This is a genomic window from Pseudomonas sp. P1.8 (assembly GCF_001269805.1).
Classification (GTDB): Bacteria; Pseudomonadota; Gammaproteobacteria; order Pseudomonadales; family Pseudomonadaceae; genus Aquipseudomonas.
In genome coordinates this window covers 49,170-68,152 of record NZ_LHVM01000014.1, presented here as the reverse complement: position 1 = coordinate 68,152, position 18,983 = coordinate 49,170, and the positions used below count along the sequence as shown (strand labels likewise).

Here is an 18,983-nt window from a genome sequence, read left to right as displayed (position 1 = left end):
GCTGAATGAATGTGTTTAAACGCAGCAAGACGACTGCGAAAGGTTTCGATTGGGCCGGATTAATCTGGTTGTTCGTGTTCTTCTGGTATTTCTCCGGGATCACCCAACTGCTGATTCAACTGACGGGCACTTCCGGTTTCACCGGCTTCCGCCAGGCCTTCGTGATGAGCGCCATCTGGCTGGCACCGATGCTGCTGTTCCCCAATAAAACCCGTGTCATGGCGGCTGTCATCGGGGTCGTGCTGTGGGCCTGTTCGATGGCCAGCCTGGGTTACTTCTTCATCTATCAGCAGGAATTCTCCCAGAGCGTCATCTTCATCATGTTCGAGTCGAATGTGTCTGAAGCTGGCGAGTACATGACCCAGTACTTTGCCTGGTGGATGGTGTTCGCGTTCCTCGCCCACACCGCATTTGCATGGTTCCTGTGGACTCGCCTGCGCCCGGTTTACCTCCCACGAGGCAAAGCGCTGCTGGCTGCGACAGCTATCGTGGTGGGCGTGGTCGGTTACCCGCTGGTCAAGCACACGATGCGTACAGGCAGTCTTGCCGAGGGTTTCGAGAAGTTCGAAACACGTATCGAACCGGCCGTGCCTTGGCAGATGGCCGTGGCGTATCACCGCTACCTCGACACACTGGCCAACATGCAGGACATGCTCGCCAGTGCCAGCAAGATTGCCCCCTTGCACAACCTCAAAAATGCGATGGCCAACCAGCCCGCAACCCTGGTGCTGGTGATCGGTGAATCCACCAACCGTCAGCGCATGAGCTTGTACGGCTATCCACGTCAAACCACGCCGGAACTGGACAAGCTCAAAGGGCAGCTGGACGTTTTCGACAATGTCATTACCCCGCGCCCGTACACCATCGAGGCGCTGCAGCAGGTTCTGACCTTTGCCGACGAGGAAAAGCCGGACCTCTACCTGTCGACGCCGTCGCTGGTCAGCATGATGAAACAGGCCGGTTACAAGACCTTCTGGATCACCAACCAGCAGACCATGACCAAGCGCAACACCATGCTCACCACCTTCTCCGAACAAGCCGACGAGCAGGTGTACCTGAACAACAATCGCAACCAGAACGCGGCCCAGTATGATGGCGACGTGATCGAGCCCTTCAACAAGGCCCTGGCCGATGCCGCACCGCGCAAGCTGATCGTCGTGCATCTGCTGGGTACGCACATGAGCTATCAGTACCGCTATCCTTCGAGCTTCGACAAGTTCACGGACCGCACGGGTGTACCGGCCGGTGTGCGTGACGACCAGGTGCCGACGTACAACAGCTACGACAATGCCGTGTTGTACAACGACTTCGTGGTGTCCAGCCTGATCAAGGATTACGCCAAGTCCGATCCGAACGGCTTTTTGCTGTACCTCTCGGACCACGGCGAAGACGTGTTCGATTCCGTTGGCCACAGCACCCTGGGTCGTAACGAGAGCAAGCCGACAGCGCCGATGTACACCATTCCATTCATCACCTGGGCCTCGCCGAAATGGCGTGAAACCCACGGCTGGAACGTCACCGGCGATGTTTCACGCCCTTACAGCAGCTCGCACCTGATCCATACATGGGCAGACCTGGCAGGCCTGAGCTTCGATGAACTTGATCGCAGCAAGAGTCTGGTCAGCGATAGCTTCAAGGTACGGCCGTTGCTGATCGGCAACCCTTATGAGCGCCAGCAGCGAGACTTGATCGACTTCAGCCTGATGAAGCCCAAAGTTGCACCTGCGGTAGTTCAGCAGTAATCCTTTCAGGGGCCGGTTCCGGCCCCTTTTTCATGCTGTCTGCAGGCGCTGGCTTACCAGCGAAGGCATCAGCCATATCGATGCAGGACTTAAAGGTGCCTTCGCCGGCAAGCCGGCTCCTACGGAGGACTTTGTCAATTAATTCCCATTTCACGGAATCGGCGGATAATGCCTTTTCGACACTGATCATTGGTTCATGGACGAAAGGCATCCGACACCTGTAGTGGGAGGCAAACCATGAAACGCACCACATTGATTCTCGCCGGCCTGATGGCCTTGAGTTCAACCAGCGCTTTTGCCGAAGGTGGCGCAGAACGCATGCGTTATTACTTCGAAAGCCTGCGACTCGCCCAGCAGCAAGCCCTGGGCCATCCCGTCCAAAGCAATGAACTGAAGGTCCCGGACGATCAAACCGCGCAAATGACTGAAACCTATCGGCCGAAGTGAACCTGGGGCCTTGTGTAGGAGCGAGCTTGCTCGCGATGGACGAAAGAACGATGTGTTTAATCAATAAGCACGCGTAATCATTAATAACCATCGCGAGCAAGCTCGCTCCTGCAGACGCCGGGCGCTAATTCAGAGGGCCTTGGTCCAAAACAGCATCCGGCCATGGGTCGGGTCGAACATGCCTGCTGCAAAACCGGCTTTTTCGTAGGAGGCCTGGGCCACAGCATTGCCTTCCAGCACTTCCAGGGTGAGCTTGCAGCAACCGCGTTGACGGGCAATTTCCTCGACCTTTTGCAGCATGCGCTGGCTCAAGCCCAGGCCACGAAACTTCTTCACCACCGACACATCGTGCACGTTCACCAATGGGCGACAGGCAAACGTCGAAAAACCTTCGAAGCAATTGACCAGTCCGGCCGGCTCACCACCGACAAACGCCAACACACTGAAGGCATGGGGTCGTCGGGCTAGCTCGCCAGGCAACTGCTCCAACACATCGGCCGGCAAGGCTTGGCCGCCGCCCATCGGATCCTCGGCGTAGTGGTTCAATACCAGGCAAATCGCTTCGGCGTGCACAGGATTTGTGTAGCTGGCCTGAAGCACAAGAATTTCTGCGCAATCCATTTCCATCCTCGACAACACATGAAGTAGCCCCCGACGCGCAGGTCGTGCCGGAGTGCCGCGCGACCATAACGCGAGCGCGGTATGGCCGACAATCAGCTGCGCTGAAAATAATTGACGCTCAAGCGCCCCAGATCAATGTTTCGGTCCAGCCCAGTTCGGCAAAGTCAGCCGCCCGCAGGTGCGATTCACCGGCACAGAAAAACTCATCGAGTTGTGGCGGTTTCACCGAAGTACCGCTGAGCATGGCGTGAACCTGACCACGATGATGGATCTGGTGTTCGAATAGGTGCGACAACAGGCGCAAACGGCTGTCGTGTTGCGGATTATCACGGGCGATCGTCACAATTTTGCCGAGGTCGGCATCGCGCATTTGTTCACAGTAGGCAATCAGGCGACGATCAACCTGGGCCTGTTCACGCGCAAGGTCCGAGGCCTGGGTAAACGGCTCGTCTTCCCTGAAAAACACGTAGCAATCAGGATGCGGATCGTCCCCGCGCAATTCACGCTCCAGCGCGTCCACATAAAACCAGTCGCAGGAAAGGATGTGATTGAGGGTGGCGCGGATGCTGGGGAAGAAGCTGACCCTGGGCGCTGCAAGCTCCTGGGCACTCAACGGTTTCCAGGCCTTGGCCAGACGATGATTGGCCCAGGCGTTCTGATAGGCCATGGTCAGCAAATGGTGCGACAGAGGCTGATTCATCTTCCCTCCCGCGGATCACGCTTGGGCGAACCGTTGCAGTTGCATTTCCTGTAGCCGACTCAGGGTGCGGCGGAACGGAAACTCCAGATAACCCTCGGTGTAGAGCGAGGCCATCGGCACCTGGGCTTCCAGGTACAACGGCACCTTGCGGTCATAGCACTCGTCTACCAGGGCAATGAAGCGCCGCACACCGTCGTCATGCACCGACAACTGCGGCAACTCGCGATCCCCCGCCTCCACTCGTTCGACACCGTCCTCAGTCCCACGGGCAATGCGTCCGGCACGTTTTTGCGCACTGAGATTGGGAACCTCACTCAACAGGATAGCGCTGTAGGTGTCGCACAGGGCCATGAAATCCATGGCGGCGAAAGGTTGCTCGCAGAGATCGGAGTATCGGGTCCATAGAACACTGGGGCTGGCCTTGATTACATCGAGCGAGCGATAACCAACCTTGATCGGCTCGCTGGACAACGTCTGGCCGATGGTCAGCGCCGCGAACACCTCCTCCAGAGCGCAATCCTGCCCAGGCTCTGCCACCCAGTAACGTTGCGAACCGGCGCCAGGGTGCAGGCGATGGTCTTCCCCGCCGTCCACCGCGATCACCTGCATGTGCTGCTTGATCGCGGTGATCGCGGGCATGAAGCGGTCGCGGTTGAAACCGTCGGCGTACAACTGATCCGGCGGCAGGTTCGAGGTGCAGACCACTACCACACCCTGCTCGAACATCACCTGAAACAAGCGCCCGAGAATGATTGCGTCGCCAATGTCATTGACGAACAGTTCGTCGAAGCACAACACGCGCACATCTTCACTCAATTCCCGGGCCAGTGCCTTCAGGGGGTCGGCGATGCCGGTCAGCTGGAACGAGCGTCGATGCACCCAACCCATGAAATGGTGAAAGTGCTGTCGCCGGGCCGAGACCCGCAGGCTTTGGTAGAACTGATCCATCAGCCAGGTCTTACCGCGCCCGACCGGGCCCCAGAGGTAAACGCCAGCGATAGGCGAGTGTCCGGCATGCAAGGCTTCGTGGCATTTGTGCAGCGCCCAGACGGCGTGTTCCTGAGCTTCGTCCTGGACGAAGCCGTTCTGTTCGATGGCCTGCTGCCAGGCGCTGAGGGGGGAGTCGATAGTCATGGGCGGCAGTATGCCATCGCCCATCAACACAAGTGCAACACCGTGCCGGTTGTACCTCTGTCAGCGCCAGTGGTCGGGTGCGTGACGAAGCGTCTTGACGGAATATATTATACGCATAATATTTAATACGTGTCGCTAGGCATCTAAATCAATCCCTATCCCCAGGAGCCATCCCATGCATTACAAAGTGTTCGGCCGTAAGACCGGTTTGCGTGTTTCCGAACTGGCGCTGGGCGCCGGTAACTTCGGCACCGGTTGGGGCCACGGTGCCGAGCGCGACGAAGCCAGGCGCATTTTTGAGGGTTATCTGGAAGCAGGAGGCAACTTCATTGACACCGCCAACGGCTATCAAGGCGGGCAATCGGAGACCATGCTCAGCGAGTTCATCGCAGAAGAACGGGATAGCCTGGTGATAGCTACCAAATACACCCTCGGGACGACTCCCGCAGCCGGTATTTCCCACACAGGCAATAATCGCAAGAATATGATTCGCGCCGTCGAAGAAAGCCTCAGACGTCTGAAAACTGATCACATCGACTTGTTCTGGGCGCACATGAGCGACGGCGTTACGCCGATGGACGAGATCCTGCGCGGTTTCGACGATCTGGTACGCGCCGGCAAGATTCATTACGCCGGGCTGTCGAACTTCCCGGCCTGGCGCATCGCTCGCGCCGACTTGCTGGCCGAAGTCAAAAGCTTTGCGCCGATTGCCGCCATCCAGGTTGAGTACAGCCTCGCCGAGCGGACCGCCGAACGGGAGCAACTGCCGATGGCCGAAGCCCTGGGTCTGGCCGCCACGTTGTGGTCACCACTGGGTGGTGGCTTTCTCACCGGCAAGTATCGCAACAGCGAAGGCGATAACCGCGCGACGAAACTCGGAATGCTGATCCACGCCGAAAAAGGCGCCCGTGAAACCGCCCTGCTCGACACCTTGCTCGGCGTCGCCGCCGAACTGGACGCCAGCCCGACCCACGTCGCCATCGCCTGGCTTCGAGAAAAGGCCAAACGCTCGACCACGGCACTGATTCCGATCCTGGGTTCGCGCACCCGCGAGCAACTTGACGCGACGTTGGGTGCGCTGGATGTACAGATGAGTATTGAGCAATTGGCGCGGCTGGATGCGGTCAGTGATGTGGACCAAGGTGTACCGCATGAATCCATCGCGGGTTCGGCGGCGCGATTCAGTGGAGGGGTCACTCTCGATTTGCCGTTGATTCCAGTGGCCTGACAACCATCAATCCTGTGGGAGCGACTGTGCTCGCTCCCACATGTAGACCGAGTCTTACCGATCGACCTTGTGTTTAGCCGCGTACAAACACAGCATCTCCATCGCCAAAGTTGCTGCTGCAAGTGACGTGATCTCCGCGCTGTCGTAAGCGGGCGCTACTTATATCAAACGTCAGATACACCGGGTTGTCCCCGACCCGCGCCCGAATCGCCTCGACAATCGCATCGACACCGCAAGCTGTGTTCGGCGCGCTCGGAACAGGTCGAAGGCACCCTCGCATTCATTCTTTCCGGCAAGCATGTCGGCTACGTGCCCAGTCACTTCCCAGGGGATGCGCAGAAGGCATTCGAAGAGGATTTGCTGGCGGCGTTTATCTGAAGACACCGCGGTCCAGGCTGAACCCGTGCCGGAATTAGCCATGCATAAATGCACAGACAACCTGCACTTATCCGGGTTGTACAAGGCAAATTTGCACTGATACGATCCGCTATCGCTCGCGCGCGGGCTTAAAAACAACAAAAGCAGGGAGTTAGTGATGACTGCTCAGGTTCTATCGAAGGGGGCGCAGTCCATGGATGCCACGCAAAATGAAGTGCTGGCCGAAGTTCGCAACCACATAGGTCATCTGACCCTCAACCGCCCCGCCGGTCTCAACGCCCTGACCCTCGACATGGTGCGCAACCTGCACCGTCAACTCGACACCTGGGCTCAGGATTCGCAGGTGCATGCAGTGGTTCTGCGCGGCGCAGGTGAAAAAGCCTTTTGCGCTGGCGGCGATATCCGTTCGCTGTACGACAGCTTCAAAAGCGGCGACACCCTGCACGAAGATTTCTTCGTCGAGGAATACGCCCTCGATCTCGCTATCCATCACTACCGCAAACCCGTGGTCGCCTTGATGGACGGTTTTGTCCTCGGCGGTGGCATGGGTCTGGTCCAGGGCGCGGACTTGCGGGTGGTTACCGAGAAAAGCCGCCTGGCGATGCCGGAAGTCGGCATCGGCTATTTCCCGGACGTCGGCGGCAGCTATTTCCTGCCGCGCATCCCCGGTGAGTTGGGGATTTACCTGGGCGTCAGCGGCGTGCAAATCCGTGCGGCCGATGCGCTGTATTGCGGCCTGGCCGACTGGTATCTGGAAAGTGACAAACTGGGCACGCTGGACGAGCTCCTCGATCAACTGCAATGGCACGACACGCCGCTCAAGGACCTGCAAGGCCTGCTGGCCAAGCTCGCCGTACAACAACTGCCCGATGCACCGCTGAGTGCGTTGCGTCCGGCCATCGACCACTTCTTCGCCCAGCCCGACATGCCGAGTATTGTGGATCAATTGCGCCAGGTCACGGTAGCCGACAGCCGTGAATGGGCGATCACCACCGTCGAACTGCTGGCCACCCGTTCGCCGTTGGCCATGGGCGTGACCCTGGAAATGCTCCGTCGCGGACGCGAGCTGTCCCTTGAACAGTGCTTCGCCCTTGAGCTGCACCTGGACCGCCAGTGGTTCGAGCGCGGCGACCTGATCGAAGGTGTGCGCGCCTTGCTGATCGACAAAGACAAGCAGCCACGCTGGAACCCGCCGACCCTCGACGCGCTGGACGCCGAGCACGTGGCGAGTTTTTTCAGCGGGTTTGACCAGAGCGGGAGCTGAGGCATGCACGATATCGAATTGAGCGAAGAGCAAGTCATGATCCGCGACATGGCCCGGGACTTTGCCCGTGGCGAAATCGCACCCCATGCCCAAGCCTGGGAAAAAGCCGGCTGGATCGACGACGCGCTCGTGGCAAAAATGGGCGAACTGGGTCTGCTGGGCATGGTGGTGCCCGAGGAATGGGGCGGCACTTACGTCGACTACGTCGCCTATGCCCTGGCGGTGGAAGAGATTTCCGCCGGCGACGGCGCAACGGGCGCGTTCATGAGCATCCACAACTCCGTCGGCTGCGGGCCGGTGATGAACTACGGCAGCGAAGAACAGAAAAAGACCTGGTTGGCGGATCTGGCCAGCGGTCAGGTCATCGGCTGCTTCTGCCTGACTGAACCCCAGGCCGGTTCCGAGGCGCACAATCTGCGTACCCGCGCCGAACTGCGCGACGGGCAGTGGGTGATCAACGGCGCCAAACAATTCGTCAGCAACGGCAAGCGGGCGAAATTGGCGATTGTGTTTGCCGTGACCGACCCGGATCTGGGCAAACGCGGTATCTCGGCGTTTCTAGTGCCGACGGACACCGCCGGTTTCATTGTCGATCGTACCGAACACAAAATGGGTATCCGCGCTTCCGATACCTGCGCCGTGACCCTGAATAACTGCACTATTGCCGAGGCCAACCTGCTCGGCGAGCGGGGTAAAGGCCTGGCCATCGCACTGTCCAACCTTGAAGGTGGCCGCATCGGCATCGCCGCACAAGCGCTGGGCATCGCACGGGCGGCATTTGAAGCGGCGCTGGCCTACTCTCGCGACCGCGTGCAGTTTGGCAAACCGATCAACGAACACCAGAGCATCGCCAACCTGTTGGCCGACATGCACATGCAATTGAACGCTGCACGGTTGATGATCCTGCACGCCGCGCGCCTGCGCACGGCCGGCAAACCATGCCTGTCGGAAGCCTCACAAGCCAAGCTGTTTGCTTCGGAAATGGCCGAGAAGGTGTGTTCGTCCGCCATTCAGATTCATGGCGGATACGGCTATCTGGAAGATTATCCAGTGGAGAAGTACTACCGGGATGCGCGGATCACGCAGATTTATGAAGGGTCGAGCGAGATTCAACGGATGGTGATTGCCCGCGAACTGAAGAATTATCTGGTGTAAACGCAAAAGATCGCAGCCTTCGGCAGCTCCTACAGAGTTACGCGTTCTCCTGTAGGAGCTGCCGAAGGCTGCGATCTTTTGATGTAATCCTATTACTTGCCTTGGAACTCCGCCTCGCGCTTGGCAATAAACGCCGCCATCCCTTCTTTCTGATCCTGCGTCGCAAACGCCGCATGGAACACCCGGCGTTCGAAACGCACGCCTTCGGAAAGGCTCACTTCGAATGCACGGTTGACGCTTTCCTTGACCATCATCGCAATCGGCAACGATTTTTTGGCGATCAATGCCGCGACTTTCAGGGCTTCGTCCAGCAGCTCATCGCTCGGCACGATACGCGCGACGATGCCGCAGCGTTCCGCTTCCACCGCATCGATCAAACGTCCGCTCAGGCACATTTCCATGGCCTTGGCCTTGCCCACAGCGCGGGTCAGACGTTGAGTGCCGCCCATGCCTGGCAGCACGCCAAGGTTGATTTCAGGCTGACCGAACCTGGCGTTGTCGCCGGCCAGAATGAAATCGCACATCAGCGCCAGTTCACAGCCCCCACCCAAGGCAAAACCGTTGACCGCCGCGATGATCGGTTTGCGGCGGTTGGCCACGCGATCGCTGTCGCTGAACAGGTCATCGAGGTAGATCTGCGGGTAAGTCAGTTCAGCCATTTCCTTGATGTCGGCGCCGGCGGCGAAGGCTTTCTTCGAACCGGTGAGCACGATGCAGCCGATGTTCGAGTCGGCTTCCAGGCCATCAAGAGCGTGGTTCAGTTCGCCGATGATCTGCGCGTTCAACGCGTTCAGCGCTTGCGGACGGTTGAGCGTGATCAGGCCGACGCGGCCATGGGTTTCCAGCAAAATCGTTTCGTAGCTCATATAAATGACTCCTGATAAACATTCAATCCCCGTAGGAGCTGCCGCAGGCTGCGACCTTTTGATCTTGAAAGCCAAAGTCAAAAGATCGCAGCCTGCGACAGCTCCTACGGGTGTTCCAATTTAGAGATTGCGCGAAATGACCATGCGCTGAATGTCGCTGGTGCCTTCATAGATCTGGCAGACCCGGACGTCGCGGTAGATCCGCTCCAACGGGAAGTCGTTGAGGTAACCGTAGCCGCCGAGGGTCTGCAGCGCCGAAGAGCATACCTTCTCCGCCATTTCCGAGGCGAACAACTTGGCCATGGAGGCTTCGACCAGTGCCGGTTTGCCGCTGTCACGCAGCGCTGCCGCGTAATGCACCATTTGCCGCGCCACGGCGATCTGGGTCGCCATGTCGGCCAGGCGGAACGCTACAGCCTGATGCTCGATGATCGGCTTGCCGAAGCTCTCGCGTTCACGGGCGTAATCGCGGGCTGCTTCGAACGCGGCGCGGGCCATACCCACCGACTGCGAAGCGATGCCTACGCGTCCGCCTTCGAGGTTGGCCAGGGCGATCTTGTAGCCTTCGCCCTCCTCACCCAAACGGTTGACCACCGGCACTTTTACGTCTTCGAAGAGGATCTGGCAGGTGTCGGAAGCGTGCTGGCCGAGTTTGTCTTCGATCCGCGCAACTTTGTAGCCCGGCGAATCGGTCGGTACGATGAAAGCACTGATCCCGCGTTTCCCCGCACTCGGATCAGTCACCGCAAACACGATCACCACCCCGGCGTTTTGGCCGGACGTGATGAATTGCTTGCAGCCGTTGAGCACGTAGTGGTCGCCGTTCAGTCTGGCTCGGGTTTTCAAACCACTGGCGTCGGAACCGGCCTGGGGCTCGGTCAGGGCGAACGCGCCGAGCATCGCACCGCTGGCCAGCGGCCTGAGGAAGCGTTCCTTCTGATCGTCGTTGCCGTAGTGCAGGATCGGCACGCAACCCACCGAATTGTGCACGCTCATGATCGTCGAGCAGGCACCGTCGCCCGCGGCGATTTCTTCCAGGGCCATGGCGTAGGCCAGGTAACCGGTGTCGCAACCGCCCCACTGTTCCGGCACCAGCATGCCGAAAAAACCCAGTTCGGCCATTTCACCGATGGCTTCCTTGGGGAATCGGTGCTCACGGTCCCACTCGGCAGCGAAAGGTTTCAGGCGCTCCTGGGCAAAATCCCGGGCCGCGTCGCGAATCTGCTGTTGTTCGTCATTGGGAAGCATGACTATTCCTTAACATTATTTTGGACCCTGTAGGAGCGAGCATGCTCGCGATGGACGTCAACGATGACGCGGGAAGCCTGATTCCCCGCAGTGCTCTCGAGTTCATCGCGAGCATGCTCGCTCCTACAGAAATCGTGTCAGTAGAGGCATTCCACGGCCATGGCCGTCGCTTCACCGCCGCCGATACAAATCGCCGCCACGCCGCGCTTCAAGCCTTTGTGCCGTAGGGCCGAGAGCAGGGTCACAATAATCCGCGCACCGGAGGTACCGATCGGATGACCCAGGGCACAAGCACCGCCGTGCACGTTGAGTTTCTCGTGAGGGATTTCCAGCTGAGTCATTGCCACCAGGCTGACAACTGCAAACGCTTCGTTGATCTCGAACAGGTCGACCTGATCCAGCGACCAACCGGTTTTCTTCAGCAGTTTCTTTATCGCACCGATGGGCGCCACCGGAAACAGGCTCGGGGTATCGGCAAACGCCGCGTGCCCGTGAATCACCGCCAGTGGCTTCAGGCCTTGTTTCTGCGCTTGCGACTGGCGCATCAACACCAGCGCCGCCGCGCCGTCGGAAATCGAACTGGCATTGGCTGCCGTCACGGTGCCGCCCTCGCGGAACGCCGGTTTCAGCGTGGCAATCTTGTCGAGCCTGGCTTTCGGTGGCTGCTCATCATCGCTGATCGTCACCTGCTCTTTGCCGACGGTCACGGTCAGCGGCACGATCTCGTCCTTGAAACTGCCATCCTTGATCGCCTGCTGAGCGCGGGTGGTCGAGGCAATGGCGAAGGCGTCCTGGGCTTCACGGCTGAAACCGTGGGTTTCAGCGCACTCCTCGGCGAAGGTGCCCATCAGGCGGCCCTTGTCGTAGGCGTCCTCCAGACCGTCGAGGAACATCGAATCCAGCACCCGGCCGTGGCCCATGCGATAACCCGCACGGGCGCGGTCCAGCAGGTATGGCGCGTTGGACATGCTTTCCATGCCGCCGGCTACCACCACGTCGGCACTGCCGGCGAGCAGCATGTCGTGGGCCAGAATGGTCGCTTCCATGCCGGAACCGCACATTTTGTTCAGGGTGGTGCAGCGGGTCGATTTATCCAGCCCCGCGCCTAGCGCCGCTTGACGCGCCGGGGCCTGGCCGAGTCCGGCAGGCAGCACGCAGCCGAACAGCACCTCATCGACAGCATCACTGGCAACACCGGCACGCTCCACCGCCGCCTTGATGGCCGCGGCACCGAGTTGCGGCGCGGTCAGGCTTTTCAGTTCGCCCTGGAAACCACCCATCGGGGTGCGCACGGCGCTGACGATGACAATTGGATCATTGGATTGAGTCATGACAAATCCTCCTTACTTGGCCGCCATGCGCAAGGCACCGTCGAGACGGATTACCTCGCCGTTGAGCATGCTGTTTTCAATAATATGCCTGACCAGCCCCGCGTACTCGGCCGGTTTGCCCAAACGCGGCGGGAATGGCACGCCAGCGGCCAGAGAATCACGCACTTCCTGTGTCATGCCGGCCATCATCGGGGTTTCAAAAATGCCCGGTGCGATGGTCATCACACGGATACCGAAGCGCGCCAACTCACGGGCGGCGGGCAACGTCAGGCTGACAATCGCGCCTTTGGACGCCGCGTAAGCCGCCTGGCCGATCTGGCCGTCGTAAGCCGCCGCCGAGGCGGTGTTGATGATCACACCGCGCTCGCCATCGGCGTCCGCTTCGGTTTCCGCGATTGCCGCCGCCGCCAGACGCAGCATGTTGAAACTGCCGATCAGGTTGACGTTGATCACCTGGCTGAAACTGGACAGCGCATGCGGGCCGTTCTTGCCGAGGATCTTCTCGCCGCGCACGATACCTGCGCAGTTGACCAGACCGTTGAGACCACCGAAGGCTTTGACCGTGGCCTGCACCGCTGCTTCGGCGGCCGCTTCGTTGCTGATGTCAGCGACAACACTCTGCGCACCCAGGCGCTGGGCCTGTGCCGCGACCGCATCGGCGTTCATGTCCACCAGCATCACCTTCGCGCCGGCTGCGACCAGCACTTCAGCGGTGGCTGCACCGAGGCCGGAAGCCCCGCCGGTGACGATAAAAACCTTGTTCTCGATCTGCATCATTGTTTCCTTGAATTCATGCTGAAACGTTCTTCGCGGCGGCCTCTTGAGCCTTGGCGATTTCCTGATTACGCAAAATAAAGCGCTGCAATTTGCCGCTTGGGGTTTTCGGCAGTTCGCTGACAAATTCGATTTCACGGGGGTACGAATGCGCCGCCAGACGCTTGCGCACGTGTTGGCGCAGTTCTTCGGCGAGCTCCGGTGCAGCGCGGTATTGCGGGCTGAGCACGACGAAAGCCTTGACCAGTTCTGTACGTTCCGGATCTGGCTTGCCGACGACGGCGGCTTCGACCACGGCCGGGTGTTCGATCAGCGCACTCTCGACATCAAACGGCCCGACGCGATAGCCGGAAGTGGTGATCACATCATCACTGCGCCCAACGAAACTGATGCTGCCATCCGGGTTCCACTCGACGGTGTCGCCGCTCAGGTAATAGTTACCCACGAAGGCCTTGGTTGGCCCGCCTTCATAACCCGCGAACCAGCACATCGGCGACTGGCTGCGATCGATGGCCAAAATGCCCGGCTGGCCGACACCCAGTTCCTTGTAGTCGTCATCCAGCACCACGATGCGGTGACCGGGCGAAGCAAAACCGGCGGCGCCCATATGAATCGGATGCTCCAGGCCATGGTGGTTGCACAGCACCATGCCCAGTTCGGTCTGTCCGTAATGGTCGTGAATGACCACGCCGAGGTTGTCGGCGAACCAGCGAATCACTTCCGGGTTCAGCGGCTCCCCCGCGCTGCTGACAATGCGCAGTTTGCCCTTGATCGATTTGGCGAATTCATCGCCGCCGGCAATCAACAGACGGTACGCGGTCGGCGAACCGGTGAGGTTGGTAATTGCGTATTTGTTGATCACCCGGCACGTGCTTTCGAGGGTGAACGGACCATCGTAAAAGGTGATCGGATGCCCCATGGCCATGGGACCTGTGACACCAAAGTAGATGCCGTAGGCCCAACCCGGATCGGCGACGTTCCAGAACGCGTCTTCGGGACGCAAATCCACGGCGTCGCGTGTGTAGCTCTCGAAAGCGACAATAGCCTTGAGCGGTACCGACAGCGCTTTCGAAGGGCCGGTAGTGCCCGAGGTAAACATCAGCAGGAAGGGGTCTTCGCCGCTCAGCAGCACCGGATCGCAAGTCGCAGGATAATTGGCCAGTTCGGCCCAGAAACTGAAATCACCGCGCACGATGCCCTGCCCTTTGGCGCCAGCGACGGTGACGATGGTCGGGCAATCGGCGACTTCGGCGAGTTTCGACCGGTTGACCGCGTCGGTGACCACCACTTTGGCGCCAGAGCTGCTCAGACGGTGCTCAATGGCTTTGGGGCCAAACGCGGTAAACAGCGGTTGATACACCGCACCGATGCGCCAGGTGGCGAACACGGTGATCAGCAGTTCGATATTACGTGGCAGGAGACCGGCAACCTTGTCGCCTTTTTTCACGCCTTGCGCGAGCAGGAAATTGGCGAAGCGTGCAGCCTTTTCTTGCAGGTCGGTGAAGGTGTAAGTCGCGCTGGCGCCGTCGCGACCTTCCCAGAACAGGGCGATTCGGCCCGGCAAGGCATGGCGATCGCAACATTCGACACAGGCGTTGAGGGCTGTCAGATCACCGGCGAGTGCAGCATCGACGGTGTGTTGATAGTTGAACTGAGAAGTAGCAGACAAGTAATCGCGCATTGCCAGAATCCCTCTGTGTTTTTTATTAGGTTGGGGGAACCGTAATCAACAGGGAAATACTCGCTCTGCGCGGGTTGGCAGGCAATGGTCTAAGTTATCAAGTTGTCTGACTGGTTTGGCCAAAGCCCGCAAGGCGTCAGGAGATGAAGCGAACCCCGGGTTTGGCGCGCTCGTCGACGGTGAGCTCGAACACGTCCGCACGCGCGTAATGCCCGACCACGTCGTAGTCGTATCGAGCTCGGACGAGGTCATCGGTATCGATTTCGGCGGTAAGCAAACCGGAGCCATCGCGCAGCGGTCCGGCCAAAATGTCGCCCATTGGGCCGACGATGACGCTGCCGCCGGCAATCAGTGGCCGGTCCGCCGGCCAATTGGCGATGTCTAGCCCCAAGGCTTGCGGCGAAGCCTGAACCTGACAGGCGCTGACCACGAAGCAACGCCCTTCGTGGGCAATGTGGCGCATGCTGACTTGCCACATCTCCCGCTCGTCCACTGTCGGTGCGCACCACACCTCCACGCCTTTGGCGTACATCGCGGTACGCAGTAGCGGCATCATGTTTTCCCAGCAAATCACAGCGCCGATTCGCCCGACCTGGCTGTCGATCACCGGTAACGTCGAGCCATCGCCCTTGCCCCAGATCAACCGTTCGGTGCCTGTGGGCATCAGTTTTCGATGTCTGGCAACCAGCCCGGCCTGTGGATCGAAATGCAACGCGGTGCAATACAAGGTGCTGCCTGCCCGTTCGATCACACCCACGACCAGATTGGCCCCGGTGCGCGAGGACAGCCCGGCCAGCACCTCGGTTTCGATGCCGGGAACGTCAATGGCATTGGCGAAATATCGGGCAAACGCTTCACGCCCTTCGGGCAGTCGATAACCCAGTTGCGTGCCGAAGCCTTCACCCTTGGGATAGCCGCCCAACAGGGCTTCGGGCATCACCACCAGACCGGCCCCGGCTTCGACGATCGCGTTTTCATAGGACAGGATCTGGTCCAGGGTGTCAGCTTTACCGCCCGGCGAAGCACCGATTTGCAGGGCGGCAACAATGGATGTGGGCATCTTGGAAAACTCCGTTGGGATCAGGTGTTGCTCATTCTCCGGCGCCACTGGATCATGAATAAAGCCCTGATCACTGCTGAATGATATGAGCCACATGAATATCACCGACATCGACCTCAACCTGCTCAAAGTCTTCGAAGCCCTGCACGAAGAATCCAGCGCCAGCCGTGCGGCCCTGCGCCTTGGCGTGACGCAGTCGGCGGTCAGCGCAGCCCTGCGCCGGTTGCGCGAGGTGTATGACGATCAACTGTTCGTGCGTACGGGCCGAGGGCTCGCGCCATCGCTCAAGGCCAATCAGCTGAAACCGGTGGTCAGCGAAGCCTTGAACAAATGCCGCCAGAGCCTGGCGATGGTTGATCCGGCCGCGACTGTGTACGACGGACGCTCGGTCATCGTAGGCCTATCGGATGATTTCGAAATTGCCTACGGGCGACGCTTGATCGAAGAAATCGCTCGGCGGGCACCGAAACTGCGCCTGATTTTTCGCCAGACCCACAGCCAGATCGTCGGCCAGGCATTGATGGAGCGCGGCATCGACCTGGCGATTACCGCTGGCGGATTCGCCGAGCGACTGCTCAGCCGGCAAGTATTGGGCGAAGGCGGTTACTTGTGCCTGGCGGACCCTGCGAGTCTGGCCGAGGGGCAGCAACACATCAGCCTCGAGGAGTTTGTCGCCCGCGAACACATTCTGGTGTCGTCCGGCGGATTTATCGGCATCACTGATGAAGGGCTCGCGGCGCTGGGGTTGAGCCGACGGGTGTGTGCCTCGACCACGCATTTCGCGGCGTTGCCGCATCTACTCAAAGGCAGTCACGCCGTGGCGACCATTCCCGCTCATGCAGCGCGAAGCATCGCGACAATCACCGGGCTGGCATTGCTGCCCTGCCCTTTGGCGCTGCCGCGCTATCCGATCGAACTGGGTTGGCGCACCAGCACCCAGCTCGATCCGGTGGTCGTTAAAGTGCGAGAAGCGATTATCTCCATCTTCTAGTAGGAGCTGCCATCAGGCTGCGATCTTTAAAAAAAGATCAAAAGATCGCAGCCTGCGGCAGCTCCTACTTGGCCGCCATCAGGCGATTGACTTCACTGCGCACCATATTGGCGAATTCCGGCGGCGACATGCCGTCCAGCTCGGATCGCACCCATTCGGCCCATTTGCCTTTGCGCTTGGCCCGCTCGCCAAACAACCGCGCGGCTTCGCCCTTGGCTTTGCCCAGGTTGTTTTGCCAGAGGTCGAACAGACGGGATTTCTCGTCTTCAAGCGCTGCGCGCTCGGCAAGGGATTTGTCGGCCAGATTGAAGCTCATGGGAATTTCCTGCTGCGTAAAATTGGCGACATCTTACACTGTAGGACGAAACGTCCTGCGCCGGTTTACAGCAAAATTGCGTCCCCGTGACGATTGGACTGCAACTTTTGCACCGGCGGCAGACTCCATTGTTCACTGTCCACTCACCTGCAAGGAGTACGTCAATGGCCCGGAAAACCGCCACGCAAGTCGCTGATGAACAAATCAAGGATCAGGCCTTCAGCGAACTGTCGACGCTGATAGAAGAATCGGAAAAACTGCTCAAGAGCAGTGCATCTCTGGTTGGAGAGGAAGCGGAGACCCTGCGCGAGCAAATCTCCTTGAAACTCCAGCAGGCCAGGGATTCAGTCAGCAGCGTCCGCGACCGGACATTGCCTGCGGTCGAAGCCACGCAAACCTACATTGGCGGACATCCATGGCAAACCGTTGCGATTTCCGCCGGATTTGGCCTGGTGGTTGGCTTACTGCTCGGCCGTCGCTAAACCCATCATTTGCACTCACCGAAACCCCTGTAGGAGCGAGCCTGCTCGCGATGGACGCAAGAACGCCGCGTTTACCCAGTAAGCACGGGTTTTCGTTGACGTCCATCGCGAGCAGGCTCGCTCCTACAGTTTGAAAATTCAGATTCCGCCCAACTCCCGCAGATTCGCCATTGTTTGCGCATCCAGCGTAATGCCTCCAGCCTTGGACTTGGCACGCTGCTGATGACGTCGATCCCCCGGCAGCCGCTTCAAACCGACTCCGTGCATTTGTCGCACCAGCTCCTTGCTGCGCTCGGCAAAACCTTGTCCGGCAGCCTTGCTCGGGTCAATCACGATCAGTAGCTGGCCGGTCCACGGCGTTTTAGCGCCCGGGTGGTTTTTCCAATCGAACTCGAAGGAAAAATTGCCCCCGGTCAGCGCCGCCGCCAACAGTTCGACCATCATCGACAACGCCGAGCCCTTGTGACCGCCGAACGGCAGCAATGCTCCCCCTTCAAGAATCGCTTTAGGGTCGGTGGTCGGTTGACCGAGGCTGTCCACACCCATGCCCTCCGGCAAGCGTTCGCCCTTGCGCGCGGCAATCTGGACATCGCCATGGGCAATGGCGCTGGTGGCGAGATCAAAGACAATCGGTGCACCGTCGGCCCGTGGGGCGGCGAAGGCAATCGGGTTGGTGCCGAACAACGGTCGATCGGCACCATGGGGGACCACGCAGGTCATGCTGTTGACCACACTCAATGCCACCAGTCCCTCGTCCGCGAAAGGCTCGACGTCCGGCCACAATGCGGCGAAATGGTGCGAATTGCGGATTGCCAACACCGCGATCCCGGCGCTGCGAACCTTTTCAACCAGCAAGGGACGCGCTGCCGCCAGCGCGGGTTGTGCAAAACCATTGCCGGCATCGACACGGACAAAACCAGACGCAACATCTTCAATCACCGGAACAGCCTGGCCATTGACCCAGCCGCTTTGCAGCGTCGACACATAACCCGGAATCCGGAACACGCCATGGCTGTGTGCACCATCGCGCTCGGCGCCGGCGCAATTGAGCGCCAGGGTTCGGGCGACCTCGGCAGACGTGCCATGGCGGACAAAAATGTGTTCGAGCAGTAGAACGAGCGAGTCGAAATCGAGCGTTTGTTCGGCCGAACTGACTGCCATTTCAGGCGATGCGGTCATCAGAAGCTCCAGTGTTTTTTATTGTTAAGCACGTTGACTCGCCGATTAAGCGCTTTCTTGTGGGCTCGCTGTCAAGTCTTCACGACGGGTTTCGGGTGAGCAATATGTACCGCACCAGTGCAGCGCATTGATCGTACCGTTTTTCCTCGAACCAAGATCAATCGCAACATTTCGAGGAAACACCATGACTGATTCATTCATACCGTATTTTTTCGACGAGGCTGAACGCGCCTCCAAGGCAAAACAACCCGGTGACCGGGAAAAAGCGCTGGGTTTCACAACAGATGATCTGAACTGGCTGCAGGCGGTTTATCTGCCTACCGATGCGACCCGAAAGGCCAATGTCAAACCCATGTCCGTCCACCAGTTGCTACTGGACTTGCCTG

The 18,983-nt window shown here is 59.4% G+C and carries 18 protein-coding genes and 2 pseudogenes; 8 read left to right on the top strand and 12 right to left on the bottom strand.

Features of this window, described 5'->3' with window-relative positions; genetic code table 11:
• The first annotated feature begins 5 nt into the window (after positions 1-5).
• On the top strand, positions 6-1,742 hold the full coding sequence (locus tag AD668_RS14825; RefSeq protein WP_053160001.1) for a phosphoethanolamine transferase CptA: 1,737 nt from the start codon (positions 6-8) through the stop codon (positions 1,740-1,742).
• 237 nt (positions 1,743-1,979) lie between these two features.
• Positions 1,980-2,189, top strand: coding sequence for a hypothetical protein (locus tag AD668_RS14820; protein WP_053159999.1), 210 nt, complete (start codon positions 1,980-1,982; stop codon positions 2,187-2,189).
• A 129-nt stretch (positions 2,190-2,318) separates the two neighbouring features.
• On the opposite strand, the gene AD668_RS14815 is transcribed toward AD668_RS14820, so the two are convergent.
• The 3 genes from AD668_RS14815 to zapE form a co-directional block, all read right to left on the bottom strand.
• Positions 2,319-2,810, bottom strand: a complete 492-nt coding sequence (locus AD668_RS14815; protein WP_053160413.1) for a GNAT family N-acetyltransferase — start codon at positions 2,808-2,810, stop codon at positions 2,319-2,321.
• Between the two features lie 118 nt (positions 2,811-2,928).
• Positions 2,929-3,510 (bottom strand): DinB family protein, encoded by a 582-nt coding sequence (locus AD668_RS14810; protein WP_053159997.1) that lies wholly within the window; start codon positions 3,508-3,510, stop codon positions 2,929-2,931.
• 15 nt (positions 3,511-3,525) lie between these two features.
• Positions 3,526-4,644 (bottom strand): cell division protein ZapE, encoded by a 1,119-nt coding sequence (gene zapE, locus AD668_RS14805; protein ID WP_053160411.1) that lies wholly within the window; start codon positions 4,642-4,644, stop codon positions 3,526-3,528.
• Between the two features lie 175 nt (positions 4,645-4,819).
• Between zapE and AD668_RS14800 the strand changes: the two genes are divergently transcribed.
• Positions 4,820-5,872 (top strand): aldo/keto reductase, encoded by a 1,053-nt coding sequence (locus AD668_RS14800; protein ID WP_053159995.1) that lies wholly within the window; start codon positions 4,820-4,822, stop codon positions 5,870-5,872.
• A gap of 54 nt (positions 5,873-5,926) precedes the next feature.
• Here the strand turns inward: AD668_RS14800 and AD668_RS28810 are convergent.
• Positions 5,927-6,104: pseudogene (locus AD668_RS28810) on the bottom strand (agmatinase); the annotation flags it as partial.
• A 2-nt stretch (positions 6,105-6,106) separates the two neighbouring features.
• Here AD668_RS28810 and AD668_RS29490 point away from each other — a divergent pair.
• The 3 genes and pseudogenes from AD668_RS29490 to AD668_RS14790 all read left to right on the top strand — a co-directional run.
• Positions 6,107-6,250: pseudogene (locus AD668_RS29490) on the top strand (LysR family transcriptional regulator); the annotation flags it as partial.
• A gap of 157 nt (positions 6,251-6,407) precedes the next feature.
• Positions 6,408-7,514, top strand: a complete 1,107-nt coding sequence (locus AD668_RS14795) for an enoyl-CoA hydratase/isomerase family protein (protein ID WP_053159993.1) — start codon at positions 6,408-6,410, stop codon at positions 7,512-7,514.
• A gap of 3 nt (positions 7,515-7,517) precedes the next feature.
• Complete coding sequence (locus tag AD668_RS14790) at positions 7,518-8,669, top strand: acyl-CoA dehydrogenase family protein (RefSeq protein ID WP_053159990.1); 1,152 nt, start codon at positions 7,518-7,520, stop codon at positions 8,667-8,669.
• A gap of 92 nt (positions 8,670-8,761) precedes the next feature.
• On the opposite strand, the gene AD668_RS14785 is transcribed toward AD668_RS14790, so the two are convergent.
• The 6 genes from AD668_RS14785 to AD668_RS14760 all read right to left on the bottom strand — a co-directional run bounded on the left by AD668_RS14785 (position 8,762) and on the right by AD668_RS14760 (position 15,629).
• Positions 8,762-9,535 (bottom strand): enoyl-CoA hydratase, encoded by a 774-nt coding sequence (locus AD668_RS14785; RefSeq protein WP_053159988.1) that lies wholly within the window; start codon positions 9,533-9,535, stop codon positions 8,762-8,764.
• Positions 9,536-9,655: 120 nt separating this feature from the next.
• Entirely contained in the window at positions 9,656-10,783 is a 1,128-nt protein-coding gene (locus tag AD668_RS14780; protein WP_053159986.1) for an acyl-CoA dehydrogenase, read from the bottom strand.
• Between the two features lie 137 nt (positions 10,784-10,920).
• Positions 10,921-12,114: an acetyl-CoA C-acyltransferase gene (locus AD668_RS14775; RefSeq protein ID WP_053159984.1), complete on the bottom strand. Its 1,194-nt coding sequence runs from the start codon at positions 12,112-12,114 to the stop codon at positions 10,921-10,923.
• Positions 12,115-12,126: 12 nt separating this feature from the next.
• On the bottom strand, positions 12,127-12,888 hold the full coding sequence (locus AD668_RS14770) for an SDR family NAD(P)-dependent oxidoreductase (protein ID WP_053159981.1): 762 nt from the start codon (positions 12,886-12,888) through the stop codon (positions 12,127-12,129).
• A 16-nt stretch (positions 12,889-12,904) separates the two neighbouring features.
• Positions 12,905-14,569: an AMP-binding protein gene (locus AD668_RS14765; protein ID WP_053159979.1), complete on the bottom strand. Its 1,665-nt coding sequence runs from the start codon at positions 14,567-14,569 to the stop codon at positions 12,905-12,907.
• 136 nt (positions 14,570-14,705) lie between these two features.
• Positions 14,706-15,629 (bottom strand): carbon-nitrogen hydrolase family protein, encoded by a 924-nt coding sequence (locus AD668_RS14760; RefSeq protein ID WP_053159977.1) that lies wholly within the window; start codon positions 15,627-15,629, stop codon positions 14,706-14,708.
• 85 nt (positions 15,630-15,714) lie between these two features.
• Here AD668_RS14760 and AD668_RS14755 point away from each other — a divergent pair, with 85 nt between their 5' ends.
• The gene (locus AD668_RS14755; RefSeq protein ID WP_053159975.1) at positions 15,715-16,620 is read left to right on the top strand and encodes a LysR family transcriptional regulator; all 906 of its coding nucleotides are present in this window, start codon (positions 15,715-15,717) and stop codon (positions 16,618-16,620) included.
• 64 nt (positions 16,621-16,684) lie between these two features.
• On the opposite strand, the gene AD668_RS14750 is transcribed toward AD668_RS14755, so the two are convergent.
• Positions 16,685-16,936: a hypothetical protein gene (locus AD668_RS14750; RefSeq protein WP_053159973.1), complete on the bottom strand. Its 252-nt coding sequence runs from the start codon at positions 16,934-16,936 to the stop codon at positions 16,685-16,687.
• A 164-nt stretch (positions 16,937-17,100) separates the two neighbouring features.
• On the opposite strand from AD668_RS14750, the gene AD668_RS14745 reads away from it, so the two are divergent.
• Entirely contained in the window at positions 17,101-17,418 is a 318-nt protein-coding gene (locus tag AD668_RS14745) for a YqjD family protein (protein ID WP_053159971.1), read from the top strand.
• Positions 17,419-17,556: 138 nt separating this feature from the next.
• On the opposite strand, the gene AD668_RS14740 is transcribed toward AD668_RS14745, so the two are convergent.
• Positions 17,557-18,597: an Ldh family oxidoreductase gene (locus tag AD668_RS14740; RefSeq protein ID WP_053159969.1), complete on the bottom strand. Its 1,041-nt coding sequence runs from the start codon at positions 18,595-18,597 to the stop codon at positions 17,557-17,559.
• Between the last annotated feature and the right edge of the window lie 386 nt (positions 18,598-18,983).

Bases quoted from the DNA above. Each gene is read 5' to 3' on its own strand.
- AD668_RS14825 (WP_053160001.1), top strand. From the start codon at position 6: ATGAATGTGTTTAAACGCAGCAAGACGACTGCGAAAGGTTTCGATTGG.
- AD668_RS14820 (WP_053159999.1), top strand. From the start codon at position 1,980: ATGAAACGCACCACATTGATTCTCGCCGGCCTGATGGCCTTGAGTTCA.
- AD668_RS14815 (WP_053160413.1), bottom strand. From the start codon at position 2,810: ATGGATTGCGCAGAAATTCTTGTGCTTCAGGCCAGCTACACAAATCCT.
- AD668_RS14810 (WP_053159997.1), bottom strand. From the start codon at position 3,510: ATGAATCAGCCTCTGTCGCACCATTTGCTGACCATGGCCTATCAGAAC.
- zapE (WP_053160411.1), bottom strand. From the start codon at position 4,644: ATGACTATCGACTCCCCCCTCAGCGCCTGGCAGCAGGCCATCGAACAG.
- AD668_RS14800 (WP_053159995.1), top strand. From the start codon at position 4,820: ATGCATTACAAAGTGTTCGGCCGTAAGACCGGTTTGCGTGTTTCCGAA.
- AD668_RS14795 (WP_053159993.1), top strand. From the start codon at position 6,408: ATGACTGCTCAGGTTCTATCGAAGGGGGCGCAGTCCATGGATGCCACG.
- AD668_RS14790 (WP_053159990.1), top strand. From the start codon at position 7,518: ATGCACGATATCGAATTGAGCGAAGAGCAAGTCATGATCCGCGACATG.
- AD668_RS14785 (WP_053159988.1), bottom strand. From the start codon at position 9,535: ATGAGCTACGAAACGATTTTGCTGGAAACCCATGGCCGCGTCGGCCTG.
- AD668_RS14780 (WP_053159986.1), bottom strand. From the start codon at position 10,783: ATGCTTCCCAATGACGAACAACAGCAGATTCGCGACGCGGCCCGGGAT.
- AD668_RS14775 (WP_053159984.1), bottom strand. From the start codon at position 12,114: ATGACTCAATCCAATGATCCAATTGTCATCGTCAGCGCCGTGCGCACC.
- AD668_RS14770 (WP_053159981.1), bottom strand. From the start codon at position 12,888: ATGCAGATCGAGAACAAGGTTTTTATCGTCACCGGCGGGGCTTCCGGC.
- AD668_RS14765 (WP_053159979.1), bottom strand. From the start codon at position 14,569: ATGCGCGATTACTTGTCTGCTACTTCTCAGTTCAACTATCAACACACC.
- AD668_RS14760 (WP_053159977.1), bottom strand. From the start codon at position 15,629: ATGCCCACATCCATTGTTGCCGCCCTGCAAATCGGTGCTTCGCCGGGC.
- AD668_RS14755 (WP_053159975.1), top strand. From the start codon at position 15,715: ATGAGCCACATGAATATCACCGACATCGACCTCAACCTGCTCAAAGTC.
- AD668_RS14750 (WP_053159973.1), bottom strand. From the start codon at position 16,936: ATGAGCTTCAATCTGGCCGACAAATCCCTTGCCGAGCGCGCAGCGCTT.
- AD668_RS14745 (WP_053159971.1), top strand. From the start codon at position 17,101: ATGGCCCGGAAAACCGCCACGCAAGTCGCTGATGAACAAATCAAGGAT.
- AD668_RS14740 (WP_053159969.1), bottom strand. From the start codon at position 18,597: ATGACCGCATCGCCTGAAATGGCAGTCAGTTCGGCCGAACAAACGCTC.